This window comes from Microbacterium sp. RU33B (genome assembly GCF_900155915.1).
Taxonomy (GTDB): domain Bacteria; phylum Actinomycetota; class Actinomycetes; order Actinomycetales; family Microbacteriaceae; genus Microbacterium.
In genome coordinates this window covers 826,495-840,334 of the sequence record NZ_FTPO01000001.1, presented here as the reverse complement: position 1 = coordinate 840,334, position 13,840 = coordinate 826,495, and the positions used below count along the sequence as shown (strand labels likewise).

General features: G+C 69.8%; 12 protein-coding genes and 1 tRNA gene. 2 read left to right on the top strand and 11 right to left on the bottom strand.

Going from position 1 to position 13,840, the window contains the following annotated elements; all coding sequences use genetic code 11:
- Positions 1 to 10: 10 nt before the first annotated feature.
- The 6 genes from B0B14_RS04110 to B0B14_RS04085 form a co-directional block, all read right to left on the bottom strand.
- Entirely contained in the window at positions 11 to 1,105 is a 1,095-nt protein-coding gene (locus B0B14_RS04110; RefSeq protein ID WP_076680222.1) for a DNA glycosylase AlkZ-like family protein, read from the bottom strand.
- 2 nt (positions 1,106 to 1,107) lie between these two features.
- Positions 1,108 to 1,989, bottom strand: a complete 882-nt coding sequence (locus B0B14_RS04105) for a M48 family metalloprotease (RefSeq protein ID WP_076680221.1) — start codon at positions 1,987 to 1,989, stop codon at positions 1,108 to 1,110.
- A gap of 23 nt (positions 1,990 to 2,012) precedes the next feature.
- A complete protein-coding gene (locus B0B14_RS04100) occupies positions 2,013 to 2,579 on the bottom strand; it encodes a LemA family protein (RefSeq protein ID WP_076680220.1) in 567 nt (188 codons plus the stop codon).
- 60 nt (positions 2,580 to 2,639) lie between these two features.
- Positions 2,640 to 3,953, bottom strand: a complete 1,314-nt coding sequence (locus B0B14_RS04095) for a D-arabinono-1,4-lactone oxidase (RefSeq protein WP_076680219.1) — start codon at positions 3,951 to 3,953, stop codon at positions 2,640 to 2,642.
- Complete coding sequence (locus B0B14_RS04090; protein ID WP_076680218.1) at positions 3,950 to 5,212, bottom strand: alanine racemase; 1,263 nt, start codon at positions 5,210 to 5,212, stop codon at positions 3,950 to 3,952. Before B0B14_RS04090 ends, B0B14_RS04095 begins: the two co-directional genes overlap by 4 nt.
- 81 nt (positions 5,213 to 5,293) lie before the next feature.
- Positions 5,294 to 5,833, bottom strand: coding sequence for a YaeQ family protein (locus B0B14_RS04085; RefSeq protein WP_076680217.1), 540 nt, complete (start codon positions 5,831 to 5,833; stop codon positions 5,294 to 5,296).
- A gap of 145 nt (positions 5,834 to 5,978) precedes the next feature.
- Between B0B14_RS04085 and B0B14_RS04080 the strand changes: the two genes are divergently transcribed.
- Together B0B14_RS04080 and B0B14_RS04075 are read left to right on the top strand one after the other, a co-directional pair.
- Positions 5,979 to 7,706 (top strand): ABC transporter ATP-binding protein, encoded by a 1,728-nt coding sequence (locus tag B0B14_RS04080; protein ID WP_076681262.1) that lies wholly within the window; start codon positions 5,979 to 5,981, stop codon positions 7,704 to 7,706.
- Positions 7,703 to 9,772 carry an ABC transporter ATP-binding protein gene (locus B0B14_RS04075; RefSeq protein WP_076680216.1) on the top strand — a complete coding sequence of 690 codons (2,070 nt, stop codon included), beginning with the start codon at positions 7,703 to 7,705 and terminating at the stop codon, positions 9,770 to 9,772. The genes B0B14_RS04080 and B0B14_RS04075 overlap by 4 nt, the downstream gene beginning before the upstream one ends.
- A 56-nt stretch (positions 9,773 to 9,828) precedes the next feature.
- On the opposite strand, the gene B0B14_RS04070 is transcribed toward B0B14_RS04075, so the two are convergent.
- The 5 genes from B0B14_RS04070 to B0B14_RS04050 form a co-directional block, all read right to left on the bottom strand.
- Positions 9,829 to 9,901: transfer RNA gene (locus tag B0B14_RS04070), tRNA-Leu, on the bottom strand.
- 43 nt (positions 9,902 to 9,944) lie between these two features.
- Positions 9,945 to 11,384, bottom strand: coding sequence for an NAD(P)/FAD-dependent oxidoreductase (locus B0B14_RS04065; protein WP_076680215.1), 1,440 nt, complete (start codon positions 11,382 to 11,384; stop codon positions 9,945 to 9,947).
- A gap of 38 nt (positions 11,385 to 11,422) precedes the next feature.
- Positions 11,423 to 12,700, bottom strand: coding sequence for a S8 family serine peptidase (locus B0B14_RS04060; RefSeq protein WP_076680214.1), 1,278 nt, complete (start codon positions 12,698 to 12,700; stop codon positions 11,423 to 11,425).
- The gene (locus B0B14_RS04055; protein WP_076680213.1) at positions 12,697 to 13,230 is read right to left on the bottom strand and encodes a DUF501 domain-containing protein; all 534 of its coding nucleotides are present in this window, start codon (positions 13,228 to 13,230) and stop codon (positions 12,697 to 12,699) included. The genes B0B14_RS04060 and B0B14_RS04055 overlap by 4 nt, the downstream gene beginning before the upstream one ends.
- A 50-nt stretch (positions 13,231 to 13,280) precedes the next feature.
- Positions 13,281 to 13,829, bottom strand: a complete 549-nt coding sequence (locus B0B14_RS04050) for an FtsB family cell division protein (RefSeq protein ID WP_256714248.1) — start codon at positions 13,827 to 13,829, stop codon at positions 13,281 to 13,283.
- Between the last annotated feature and the right edge of the window lie 11 nt (positions 13,830 to 13,840).

The window sequence follows — 13,840 nt, the reverse complement described above, 5'->3', positions numbered from 1 at the left end:
ACGACGCGGGTCAGGTTCCGGGCACGCCCCGCACCTCGAGACCCAGCCAGCGGGCGAGCTCCGCGATCTCGGCGTGCACGGCCTCCGTGGTCGACTCGTCGAACGGGACGTCTTCGTGCACCGCCGTCACGACGAGCGCTCCGGCCTTGTGGTCGGCCTTCGCGTCGAGCTTTCCGACGAAGCGGTCGCCGTGCAGGATCGGGAGGGCGAAGTACCCCCAGCGGCGCTTCGCCGCCGGCTTGTACATCTCCAGGAGGTACTCGTACCCGAAGAGGTCGGCGAGGCGGTCACGGTCGAAGACGAGACGGTCGAACGGCGAGAGCAGGGCGGTGCGCGGCGCGAAAGCCGATGCATCGCCGAGGGCCGCCGCATCCACCCGCCACGTCCCCGGCACACCGTCGACGACGGCCTCCTCCCCCACCGTGCCCACGTCGACCGGCTCGACGGGCTGAGCGACCGACTTCGCCCGCGCGATGCCGAGCGAGCCCAGGCGGCGCTCCGCGCGCTCGCGCGCGGCCTCCTCCACCGGGATGTCGGGAAGATCGGTCGGATAGATCCGCTCGGCGAGATCGAACAGGCGGCCCTTCGCGTCGCGACCCCACACCGCCACCTGTCCCATGCCGGTCAGGATCTCGAGCATCTGCGACGCGTTTCGGTTGTTGGTCCACCCGGTCGACCGCCACGACCGCTGCGCCGTGTCGGCGATCTCGGCCGCGTGCAGCGGCCCGTCATCGCGCAGCCGAGCGAGCACGTCGAGGCGGAAGCGGTCGTTGACCTCGACCCACTCCCGCGCGTCGGCGTATCTCGGCCGCGCGGCCATCTCGTGCCGCAGGAGCGGCAGGTCCGACATCAGGCGGTAGAGTCCGCCCCACTCGAACGCGTCGCGGTCGACCTGCTCCGCCTGCACGAGGTCGGCGTTCTGGTACGGCCATCCCAGGCGCGACCACAGGATCAGATCGGCGCTCGGGGCGACGGCCTTCGTCGGCTCGATGTTGACCACGGTCAGACCGTAGATCGTCTCGACGATGCCGGCGGGCCGATCGGCGGCGAGCAGCTGCGCCCGCACGGCGAGCCGTCGCGCGTCTTCGGCGGACAGGCGCAGCACGCCTAGAACTCCCCGCCGATCTTCTGCAGCCGCGCGATCCGATCGGGGATCGAGGGATGCGTCGAGAACATCCTCGTGAGCATCCCCGGGCGCAGCGGATCGGCGATCCACAGATGCGCCATCGACGTGTTCGCCTTCTGCAGGGGCTGCCCGTGCTCGCCCAGCTTCTGCAGGGCCGACGCGAGCCCGTCGGGATCGCGCGTCGTCATGGCGCTCGTGGCATCCGCGAGGTACTCGCGCTGACGGGAGATGGCGGACTGCACCGCGCCCGCCAGGATCGGAGCGACGATCGCGGCCACGACGCCGAACAGGACGAAGAAGATCTGGGCCTGGCCGTTCCCGCCGCGGCGGCCGAAGAAGGCGACGCGCATCGCGATGTCGGCGAGCAGGCCGACGGCGACGACGAGCCCGAACACGATGAGGGAGACGCGGATGTCGTAGTTGCGGATGTGCCCGAGCTCGTGCCCGAGCACGCCCTCGAGCTCACGGTCCGTCATGAGTTCGAACAGCCCCGTCGTCACGGTGATCGCGGCCTCGTCGGGCGTGCGTCCGGTCGCGAACGCGTTCGGCGCGGCATCCTCGACGACGTACAGCTTCGGCATCGGCGTGCCCGTCGTGATGCACAGGTTCTCGACCAGTCGGTGGAACCGAGGCGCCTCGGCCTGCGTCACGGGAACGGCCCCCGCCAGAGCGAGCGCCTCCTTGTCGGCGACGAAGTACTGCACCGTGGCGTAGCCCGCCGCGAAGATCAGGACGAACGCGGTGATCCACCAGTTGCTCCCGGCGAGCCAGCCGGCCGCCAGGCCGATGAGGCCGAGCGCGACGATGAAGCCGCCGAGGATGAACCACGTGTTGCGCTTGTTGCGCGCGATGGCGCTGTACACCGGTCAGCCCCGGGCGGAAGATGTCAGAACTGCACTCGCGGCGGCTCGGCGATCGCAGCGCCGTCGACGACCTCGAAGAACTCGCGTTCGTTGAAGCCGAGGTTGCGGGCGAACAGGTTGTTCGGGAACACCTTGATCTTGGTGTTCAGTTCGCGCACTCCACCGTTGTAGAACCGGCGCGACGCCTGGATCTTGTCCTCGGTGTCGACGATCGACTGCTGGAGCTGCAGGAAGTTCTGGCTGGCCTGCAGCTGCGGGTAGGCCTCGGCGACCGCGAAGATCGACTTCAGAGCCTGCTGCATGTGCCCCTCGGCCACCCCCGCCTCCGCGGGTCCGCCGGCGCTCAGCGTCTCGGCCCGTGCGCGCGTGACGTTCTCGAACACCGCCTTCTCGTGGGCGGCGTATCCCTTCACCGCCTCGATGAGGTTCGGCAGCAGGTCGGCACGACGCTTGAGCTGCACGGTGATGTCGCTCCACGCCTCGTCGACGCGCACGTTCAGCGCGACGAGCGAGTTGTAGGTCGCCCACAGGTAGATTCCGACGATGACGACGAGCGCCACGACGATGAGGACAGGGATCAGCCACTCCATGGCCTCATCCTAGCGACGCGACCCCGACGGCATGATCCCCTCACGCCGGACTCTCAGCACCTACGCACCCAGCACGCGCTCGAGGTAGGTGTTCTGGAACATGCGATCCGGGTCGAGCCGATCACGGAGCGCGACGAAGTCGTCGAAGCGGGGGTACCGCTCCCGCAGCGACGCGGCATCCTGCGTGTGCATCTTGCCCCAGTGAGGCCGACCGCCGAACGACGTCATGATGTTCTCGACGGCTTCGAAGTAGTCGGTGGGGTTCTCGCGCCAATAGCGATGGACGGCGATGTAGCCGGATGCCCGGCCGTGCGCCGTCGACATCCACAGGTCGTCGCGCGCGGCGAAGCGCACCTCGATCGGGAAGGAGATGCGCCAGCCGCGCTCGTCGATGAGCGCGCGCAGCGCGTCGAACGCGGGACGCACGTTCTCGGCGGGGAGCGCGTACTCCATCTCGCGGAAGCGGACGGTCCGGCTCTGCGTGAACACCTTCGTCGAGACATCCGTGTACTCGCGGTCGCCCGTGAGCCGCACGGCGAGCCGGGAGAACGGCGGCACGATCGCAGGCACGGTCGTCGCGGCGCCGCAGACGACCCGGTAGACGCCGTTGGCCAGGAGCGTCTCGTCGAGCCACTTCCCCGCTCTCGGCAGCGGGTGGCGCGGGGCGGACTCCGGGAGGCGCGTATTGGACTTCGTCAGCGCCACGTCGGTGTGCGGGAACCAGTAGAACTCGAAGTGATCGTTCGAGGCGGCGCGGTCGTCGAGCGTGGCGAGCACATCGTCGAGGGGCTCCGGATGCTCGACGGCGTGCAGCAGGAATGCCGGGACGCACTGCACGGTGATCTCGACCAGGATGCCGAGGGCGCCGAGCCCGAGGGCGACGGCGGGGAGCATCTCGGTGTTCTGGTGCTCGTCGACGACGAGGAGGTCGCCGTCGGCGGTCACGAGAGTGGCGGCGGTGATCTGGGTCGCGATGCCGCCGAAGCGCGCCCCCGTCCCGTGAGTGCCCGTCGAGGTCGCACCGGCGAGCGACTGGCGGTCGATGTCGCCGAGGTTCTGCATCGCCAGGCCGAAGGGTGCGAGCAGACGGGGGATCTGGTGCAGCCTCGTGCCGGCGCGCAGCGTCACCCGGGAGCGCTCGCGATCGACCGAGACGACGCCGGTGAGGTCGCTGAGGTCGAGCAGCACGCCCGGCGCGACGGCGATCCCGGTGAAGCTGTGGCCCGCGCCGACGGCCTTGAGACGCCGGCCCTTCCGGGCGGCCGCCTGCACGGCGCGCTGCACCGCGTCGGTCGAGCCCGGGAATTCCACCGCCTGCGGGCGCACTCTGGCCGATCGGCCCCAGTTCTCCCACACTCCGCCCGGTCGGGTCACAGGAACGTCTTCCCTTCGCCTCGGTAGGTCGGCGTGTCGCCGACGATGCGATCGCCCTCCACGAGCAGGTACCGGTCGACGCGCTCGGCCAGCTCACCGCTCTTGGCGTGACGGAACCACACACGGTCGCCGACCGCGAGGGTCCGGGCCGCCTCGCCCTGAAGCGGGGTCTGCACTTCGCCCGCGCCCTCGCGGGCGAGCGTCGTCAGCCCCGCCGGCCAGACCGGAAGCGGCTGACGCGAGGCCAGCGGGGGCCCGGACGCGATCCAGCCGCCGCCGAGCACGGTGGCGATGTCGGCCGTGGGTTTGCGCACGACCTCGAGCGAGAAGGCGGCGGCGGGTGCCAGATCGAATCCCCGGTAGCCGTCGAAGAGGTGACCGGCGAGCAGGCCGCTGCCGGCGGTGAGTTCGGTGACGGCCTGATCGGATGCCGTGAACTCGAGCGACCCGGTTCCTCCGCCGTTGACGAACTCGAGCGGCGCGATGTCGCGCAGCGCCTGCACGATGGCCGCGCGGCGATCGAGCAGCTCGGCGGACGAGCGCCGCTGCATCCAGCGGATAACGCCGTCGCCCGATCCCGTCGCATCGCCCTGCCCGGCGATCTGGGCCTCGTACATCATGAGTCCGACCAGGCGGAAGCCGGGTCTCGCCGCGATCGCCCGATCGAGGTTCGCGACCTCCGCCGGCTCGTGCACCGGCGATCGCCGCACCCCGATGTGGCCGAGCGGACCGGGCGCGCGCCATGAGGCATCCGCCTCGATCGCGACGCGGATCTCGGCCCGGGATCCGGGAGCGACGACCGCGTCGACGAGGTCGAGCTGCGCGAGGTCGTCCACCATCAGCGTCACACGCCGGGCGGCCCTCTCGTCGGCGCCGAGCGCCGCGATCGCGGCTCGATCGACCGTCGGATACCCGAGAACGACGTCCTCGACGGTCTCGGAGAGCCAGAGCGCCTCGGGCAGCGTGAACGCCAGGATGCCGTGGTAGCCAGGCAGCGCGAGGGTCGCATCGACCACGTCGCGCACGCGCACGGACTTGCTGGCGACGCGGATCGGCACGCCGCTCGCGCGCACGAGCATGTCGAGCGCGTTGTAGCGGAGGGCGCCCACGTCGATCGTCGCGACAGGACCCGAGATCCCGGCGACGGCTGCTGTGCGGGAGCGCCAGTAGGCGGCGGGATCGTGCCACGGCCGGGAGCCGCGACGATCGCCGAGGACGGTGTCCGCCGCGGGGGGTGCGGCGAGGAGGTCGAGGCTCATCGGTTCGGGGCTCCTTCGCGTCGACGCGTAGGGAGCCAGCCTACGCCGCGCGCGTACCCGTTCCCGTCCCCCTCCCGGCGATCACTCGATCGGGTGATCGTGCACGGCGGAGCTGGCCGAGACGCCGTTGAGCTCGAGGTAGAGCTGACGCTCGGTGATCGACAGGGTCATGGTGTTGCGGCGCTGCAGAGCGGCGACGGCGGCGTCGATGAATCCCGGATCGAAGCTGTGCAGCGTGATCGCCTCGGCCTGGTGGATGCGCTTGCCCGCCCACGTCGCGACGACCTTCGCGGGGTCGCGGTGCGTGTAGACCGTGGTGCGGTCCGCGAGCTTGCTCCCGAAGTGCAGGCGACCGGCATCCGGCGACCCGATCTCGATCCACGCCGTCACGCGGCCCGTGAGATCGCGCACGAGCACGGCGGGCTCGTCGGCGGAGGAGATGCCCTCGCTGAACACGATGCCCTCCTCGAACTCGAGACAGTACGCGAGCACGCGGGTCATCATGTAGGCATCCGTCTCGGAGGGATGCCGCGCGACACGCAGGGTGAGGTCTTCGTAGACGCCCCGGTCCACATCCGCCAGAGCGATCTCGAACGTGTGGATCGTCGCGCCGGAGGCCATAGCGTCCGAGCCTACGCGGTCGGCCGTCTCGTGCGTGCCGATGTCCGACCCGGCGCGTAGCCTGGAGGCGCTCGGTCTCGAGTCGCTGCACACCGCGAGGACCACTTCGGGCGCAGCCCCGTCACTCACTTCCCGGGAGATGCCCGTGCTCGCACGACTCCTCATCCGCTATCTGAAGACGTATCGCTGGCTTCTGGTCGGCATCCTCGTCTTCCAGTTCGCCTCCGCGATGGCATCGCTCTATCTGCCGCGCCTCAACGCCGACATCATCGACCAGGGCGTCGCGCGCGGCGACACCGCCTACATCTGGTCGACAGGGTCGTTCATGCTCGCGATCTCGCTCGGCCAGATCGTCGCCTCGGTCATCGCGACCTACTTCGCCGCGCGCGCGGCGATGGGCGCGGGTCGCGACATCCGCCGCGACGTCTACGAGCGCGTCAGCGGGTTCTCCGAGCGCGAGGTCTCCACGTTCGGCCCCGGCTCGCTCATCACCCGCAACACCAACGACGTGCAGCAGGTGCAGATGCTCGCGATGATGGGCGCGACGATGCTCGTCACCGCTCCCCTGCTCGCGATCGGCGGCATCATCATGGCGCTGCAGCAGGACGTCGGCCTCAGCTGGCTGATCGCGGTGTCGGTGCCGGTGCTGCTCGTCTTCGTCGCGATCCTCATCAGCCGCATGGTGCCGCTCTTCCGCAGCTTCCAGACCAAGCTCGACGCCGTCAACCGCATCATGCGGGAACAGCTCACGGGGGTGCGCGTGGTGCGCGCCTTCGTGCGCGAGCCCATCGAAGAGGAGCGCTTCCGCGGAGCGAACACCGACATCATGATCGTGGGTCGCAAGGTGGGTTCGCTGTTCGTGCTGATGTTCCCGGCCGCCATGCTCGTGCTGAACCTCACGGTCATCGGGGTCATCTGGTTCGGCGGCATCCAGGTGAACGCCGGCACGGTCGAGATCGGCACGCTGTTCGCCTTCATGCAGTACGTGGGTCAGATCCTGATGGGCGTCCTGATGGCGACGTTCATGACGATCATGATCCCCCGCGCGGCGGTCTCAGCCGAGCGCATCGGGGAGGTGCTCGACAGCGAGACCACGCTCATCCGGCCGGAGAACCCGGTGAGCGTGTTCGACGCCCCCGGCACCGTGCAGTTCGACGGGGTCGAGTTCAGCTATCCCGGCGCCGAGTCGCCCGTGCTCCAGGGCATCAGCTTCGGCGCGGCGCGTGGCGAGACCGTCGCGATCGTCGGCTCGACCGGATCCGGCAAGACCACTCTCATATCGCTCATCCCCCGCCTGTTCGACGTCACGGGAGGCGAAGTGCGCGTCGGCGGCGTGGATGTGCGCCGGGCCGACCTCGATCGGCTGTGGAGTTCGATCGGCCTCGTCCCGCAGCGTCCGTTCCTGTTCACCGGCACGATCGCCTCGAACCTCCGGTTCGGGCGCGAAGAGGCCACCGACGCGGAGCTGTGGCACGCGCTCGAGATCGCACAGGGCGCCGACTTCGTGCGCGAGATGGACGGTCGGCTCGAGGCCCGCATCTCGCAGGGCGGCACGAACGTGTCGGGCGGTCAGCGCCAGCGTCTCGCGATCGCCCGCGCGATCGTGCACCAGCCCGACATCCTGGTGTTCGACGACTCGTTCTCGGCGCTGGATCTGACGACAGATGCCCGTCTGCGTCAGGCGCTGTGGAGGGAGCTGCCTGAGGTGACCAAGATCGTCGTCGCCCAGCGCATCTCGACCGTCACCGAGGCCGACCGCATCGTCGTGCTCGACGACGGCCGGATGGTGGGACTCGGCACCCACGAGGAGCTCCTCGCGACGAGCGAGACGTATCGCGAGATCGTCGAGTCGCAGCTGGGGGTGGAGGCATGAGCACTCCCGACCTCCTGACCGAAGAGGAGCGCCTCGAACTCGAGCTCGCCGAGCAGGCGCGCCTCACCTCCGGCGACTGGGACAGCGTCGCGCCCGGCAAGGCCGCGAACTTCGGCAAGAGCTTCGCACGCCTCGTGGGGCTGCTGAAGCCGCACGCCGCCGCCTTCACGTTCGTGTCGATCCTCGGTGCGATGGGCGTCGTGCTCGCCGTCATCGCGCCCAAGATCCTCGGCGAGGCGACGAACATCATCTTCGAGGGAGTCATCTCCCTGCAGCTGGGCGAGCAGTTCCCGGCCGGCACGTCTCAGGCCGACGTCGTGAGCGCGCTCCAGGGCGGCGGTCAGACCGATCTGGCCAACATCGTCGGCGCGATGAACGGCTTCGCCGTCGGGGCGGGCGTCGACTTCGACCGTCTGCGCGTCGTCGTTCTCTGGGTGATGGGCATCTACATCGCGTCGTCGTTCCTGAACTGGGTGCAGGGCTACGTCATCAACGTCATCATGGTGCGCACGATGTGGCGCCTGCGCGAGTCCGTCGAGGCGAAGATCAACCGGCTCCCCCTGTCGTACTTCGACAAGGTGCAGCGCGGAGAGCTCATCTCCCGTGTCACCAACGACATCGACAACATCACCCAGACGATGCAGCAGTCCCTGTCGACGGTGGTGACCTCGGTGCTCACGGTCGTCGGCGTGCTGTTCATGATGTTCTCGATCTCGTGGCAGCTCGCCCTCGTCGCGCTCGTCTCCCTCCCTCTGATGGCGGTGATCTTCGGCGTCATCGGCCCGAAGTCGCAGAAGGCCTTCGGCCTCCAGTGGCGCAAGGTCGGGCGCCTCAACGCCCGCGTCGAGGAGTCGTTCTCCGGACACGCACTGGTCAAGGTCTACGGCCGCGAGGTGGACTCGCGCGCGAAGTTCCAGGTCGAGAACGAAGAGCTCTACGAGGCCGCCTTCAAGGCCCAGTTCCTCTCCGGCATGATCATGCCCGGCATGATGTTCATCGGAAACCTCACCTACGTCGGCATCGCCGTGCTCGGCGGACTCATGGTCGCCAGCGGCAATCTCCGCCTCGGCGACGTGCAGGCCTTCATCCAGTACTCGCAGCAGTTCACGCAGCCCCTCTCGGAGCTCGGCGGGATGGCCGCCGTCATCCAGTCGGGCACCGCGTCCGCGGAGCGCGTGTTCGAGCTGCTGGATGCCGAGGAGCAGGAGCCCGACTCCGCCGACGCTCCCCCGCTCGTCGACGGCGACGGCGTGATCGAGTTCGAGAACGTGCGCTTCGCGTACACGCCCGATCGCCCGCTCATCACCGACCTGTCGTTCCGCGTCGAGCCGGGTCAGACGGTGGCGATCGTCGGACCCACGGGCGCAGGCAAGACGACGCTGGTCAACCTGATCATGCGCTTCTACGAGCTCGACGGCGGGCGGATCCTGCTCGACGGCCAAGACATCGCCGAGCTCAGGCGCGACGACGTGCGTTCGCGCACGGGCATGGTGCTGCAGGACCCGTGGCTGTTCGCCGGCACGATCCGCGACAACATCCGCTACGGACGCGCGTCGGCCACCGACGAGGAGATCCTCGAGGCCGCCCGCGCCACCCGCGTCGACCGGTTCGTGCACTCGCTTCCCGACGGGTACGACACCGTGCTCGACGAAGACGCGTCGAATGTGTCGGCCGGAGAGAAGCAGCTGATCACGATCGCCCGCGCCTTCGTCGCCCAGCCCTCGGTGCTCATCCTCGACGAGGCCACGTCGTCGGTCGACACCCGCACCGAGCTGCTGCTGCAGCACGCGATGGCGGCGCTCCGCGACGGACGCACGTCGTTCGTGATCGCGCACCGTCTGTCGACGATCCGCGACGCCGACCTGATCCTCGTGATGGAGCATGGCGACATCGTCGAGAAGGGCTCGCACGACGAGCTGATCGCCGCCCAGGGGGCGTACTGGCGGCTGTACCAGTCGCAGTTCGAGCAGGCCGCGCAGGACCCGGATGCCGAGGAGGCGCTCGTGGGCGCCGAGCCGGGCTCGGCCGCAGCGTCGGTGGGGGTCACGGCCGACGACGCCACCTGACCGGACGGAGAACGAATGCCCTGACGCCGAGGCGTCAGGGCATTCGTGTGTCTGCGTACCCCCGCCGGGACTCGAACCCGGACTGAAGCGATTTTAAGTCGCCTGCCTCTGCCATTGGGCTACGGGGGCCCGAGCCCACGATAGCCGCGCCGGGAGGCGGGAGCGGGAGCTGTCAGCCGGCTACCGGAGCCTTCGCGGGCTCCTTCTCGGCCTTCGCCCCGGCGACGGGGGCGTCCTCCCCGACGACGCTCTTCGGGTCGATGGCCGGCTGCTGCGGCTCGACCGGCGCGGCGGGCCGAGGACGCGCGGCGAACTCCTCGAACACGTAGCGGGGGTTCTGGACCGTTGCGAGCGACACGTTGTCGCGACCGAGCCAGAAGTTGTGCCACCAGTCGCCGACGACGCGCCACTTGCGCTCCCACGAGGGCATCGCCATGCCGTGGTACCCGCGGTGCGCGAACCAGGCGATCAGGCCCTTCAGCGCGATGTTGCCCGACTGGAACACGCCGTTGTAGAGACCCAGACCGGCGACCGCGCCGAGGTTGTGGTGGATGTACTCCTGCGGAAGCTCTCCGCGCAGCACCGCCGTGAGGTTCTTCGCGAGGAGCTTGGCCTGGCGCACGGCGTGCTGGGCGTTCGGAACGCAGTAACCGCCCACACCCTTGCCCGTGAGGTCGGGAACCGCTGAGACGTCGCCGGCGGCCCAGGCTCCCTCGACGACCTCGTCGACCGTGCCGACGCGGAGGTCGGCGCGGGTCGCGATCCGGCCGCGCTCCTCGACGGGCAGATCGCCGCCGCGGACGACGGTCGGGTTCGCCATGACGCCGGCCGTCCAGATGATGAGGTCGCTCGGAAGCGACTCGCCGGTGGAGAGCTCGATGACGCCGTCGACGGCGCCGGTGACCTGGGTGTCGAGGTGCACGTTCGCGCCGCGCTTGGCGAGGTCCTTGAGGACCCACTCGCTGGTCTTCAGCGACACCTCGGGCATGATGCGGCCCATGGCCTCGATGAGGTGGAAGTGCGTGTCTTCGAACGAGAGCTGCGGGTACACGCGCAGCAGCGACGACGCGAAGGCGCGCAGCTCGGCGAACACCTCGATGCCGGCGAATCCGCCACCCACGACGACCACCGTGAGGAGGCGATCGCGCTCGGGACCCGGAGGAAGGTTCGCGGCCTTGTCGAAGTTGCCGAGCAGGCGGTCGCGGATCGCGACGGCCTCCTCGATCGTCTTGAGTCCGATGGCGTTGTCGGCGATGCCGGGGATCGGGAACGTGCGCGAGACCGCGCCCGCGGTCACGACGATCTGGTCGTACTCGATCTCCCACGGCGCGCCCTCTTCGGGCGTGATCGTGGCCGTCTTGTTCGCGTGGTCGATCCCGGTGACCTTCGCCGTGACGACCTTCGTGCGCTTGAGGTGGCGACGGTGTCCGACGACGATGTGCCGCGCTTCGATCTCGCCCGCGGCGACCTCGGGGAGGAACGGCTGGTACGTCATGTAGGGCAGCGGGTCGACCATCGTGACCTCTGCCTCGCCCTTGCGGAGGTGCTTCTCGAGCTTCCAGGCGGTGTAGAAGCCGGCGTAGCCGCCTCCGACGATCAGGATCTTGGGCACGGCAGGAGTGCTGGACACGATGGGGTGAACTCCTCGGTTCAACGGCTCGACGTGCCGGATGTGCGCGCCGATCGGATGCGTCGGACAGCAGCGGTGACGCCGAGCCCCACCATTATAGCGGCGAGGGTGCCGCCCGCGAGCGGCACCGTGCCGTAGAGGAGGGTGTCGGTGGTCGGCAGGAGGGGCGACGTCGGGCGACTGACCGGATCCGCCTCGGGAAGCGGATCGAGCACGACGGGCTCGACGGTGGGGACGGGGGCGGGACCGGCATCCGCTCGCCGGTAGAGGCGGATCCACTCGGAGAGACTCCCCATCGGATTCGCCGACACGGGCGCCACGGTCGCCGTCACGGCGGCTGCGGCATCGACGAGCCCGTAGCCGTACAGCGGGTCGCGGCCGGATCCGGCACCCGCGGCAGGCCGGGCCGTGCGGACGATGCGGTTGATCACGTTGTTCGCATCGAGGTCGGGGTGGGCCGCGCGCACGAGCGCGGCGATCCCCGCGACGATGGGAGCGGCCCCGCTCGTGCCGTTCCACTCGACGAGCTGTCCGTCGGCGGAGACCCCGAGCAGCTTCTCGCTCGGGGCCGAGACGCCGATCGTGATGCCCTGCGTGGATGCCTCGACGCTGGCGCGTCCCTGCGGGTCGACGCCGCCCACCGTGAGAACGCCCGGGATGGTCGCGGGCGCGCCCACGCGATTCGTGCCGCTCCCCCGGTTGCCCGCCGCGACCACGACGACGACGTCGTTCTCGTAGGCGTAGAGGAACGCGTCGTCCCAGCTCTCGTCCCAGTCGGGCGTGTTGGTCGTCAGCGACAGGTTGATGACGTCGGCGCCGTTGTCGACCGCCCAGCGCACCGCCGTCGCGATCTGCTCGGCGAACGGGATCGTCGCCGCCGAGCCGAATCCCACCGAGATCGCGAGCAGGTCGGCCTCGGGCGCCACGCCGATCATGCCCGTGTCGGGGCCCGTGCCGCGGGCCGCCGCGAGGGAGCCCACCCAGCTGCCGTGATTCGCATCCACCGCGCCGACGGGCGTGCGGCCGTCGGAGGAGCCCTTGCCCGACACGTCGGTGCCGTCCACGACGGCGCCGACGAACTCGATCGGCCCCTTGCCGATGCCGGTGTCGATGATCGCGATCCGCACGCCTGCGCCTCGTGTCGTCGCCCACGCGTCGGTTATCCCGTAGTCCGCGAGCCAGTACTCGGCCGCGCGCACGGGGTCGGGGTTCACCGTGACGGCGGATGCCGCCGTCGGCGCGGTGGCGAGCAGACAGGCCGCCAGCGCCGCGGCGATCAGCGCCGCCATCCGCGTCATCCGGCTCCCGCCTCTCCCGTCGCCCCTCCGGGCGTCGCGCAGACGCAGCGGTCGGGCGACCAGATCGACATCTCCAGTGCACGGTCGCCGATGGGGTTCACGCCGGGCCCGGCGGCGAGCGCATGACCGGCGAGGGCGTGGAGGCACTTGACACGTGTCGGCATCCCGCCGGCGGAGATGCCGTCGATCTCGTCGACGACGCCGTACTGCGCACGGTCGGCGAGGTACGCCTCATGGGCCGCGGTGTACGCGGCGCGGAGGTCGTCGTCCGCGAGACCGTCCTGCAGCTCCCGCATGATGTGGTCGGCCTCGAGCATCGACATCGCCGCTGTGGCACCGGGATGCGTGAGGTAGTAGAACGTCGGGAAGGGCGACCCGTCGGGCAGCCGCGGCGTCGTGGCCACGACCGTGGGGTTGCCGCACACGCAGCGGGCTGCGATGCCGACCACTCCGCGCGCCGGGCGTCCGAGCTGTTCGTGCAGAACGGTCAGATCGGCGTCGCTCACGGGGGCGAAGGGCGGCGTGGTCACGATTCCAGGGTACCGGCCGCCGCCTGTGACCCACCCGATCACGTGACCGGTCAGGGCGCGGGAGTCTCCGTGGGCACCACGTCGGGGATGCCGATCGAGGGCGCGGTGACCGTCTGGGAGACCCCGGCCGCGGTGACCGAGCGCACGAGCTGCGTCATCCAGTCGGTCTGCGTTCGCTCGACATCGTCGCTCACCGCCGCGTGCTCCTGCGGCGTCTCGGACACCGGCAGGTCGTCGTCGACGAGGTAGACGACCTCGCCCGGCTTGACGTAGTAGAGACGCTCACGCGCCTGCGTCGTGATGTAGGCGGGGTCCTTCCACCGCTCGCGCTGCGCCTCGAGGGCTTCGACCTGGTCGCGTCCGAGCGCGACGGCCTCCTCGAGGGCTGCCACCTGCCGACGCTGGTCGAGATACGTGCCGATCGTGGGCACCAGCACGAAGGCGGCGAGGACGACGAGGCCGAGCATCACCACCATGAAGCCCGAGAGACGGATGCCTCCGAGCCATCCGCGCACGTCGACCGACCGCTTCTCCCGCGGCGTGCGGCGGGCACAGGCTCCCGCAGCGGGAACGGAAGAGGGAGCCGTCGTCTTGACCACGGCTCCCCCTT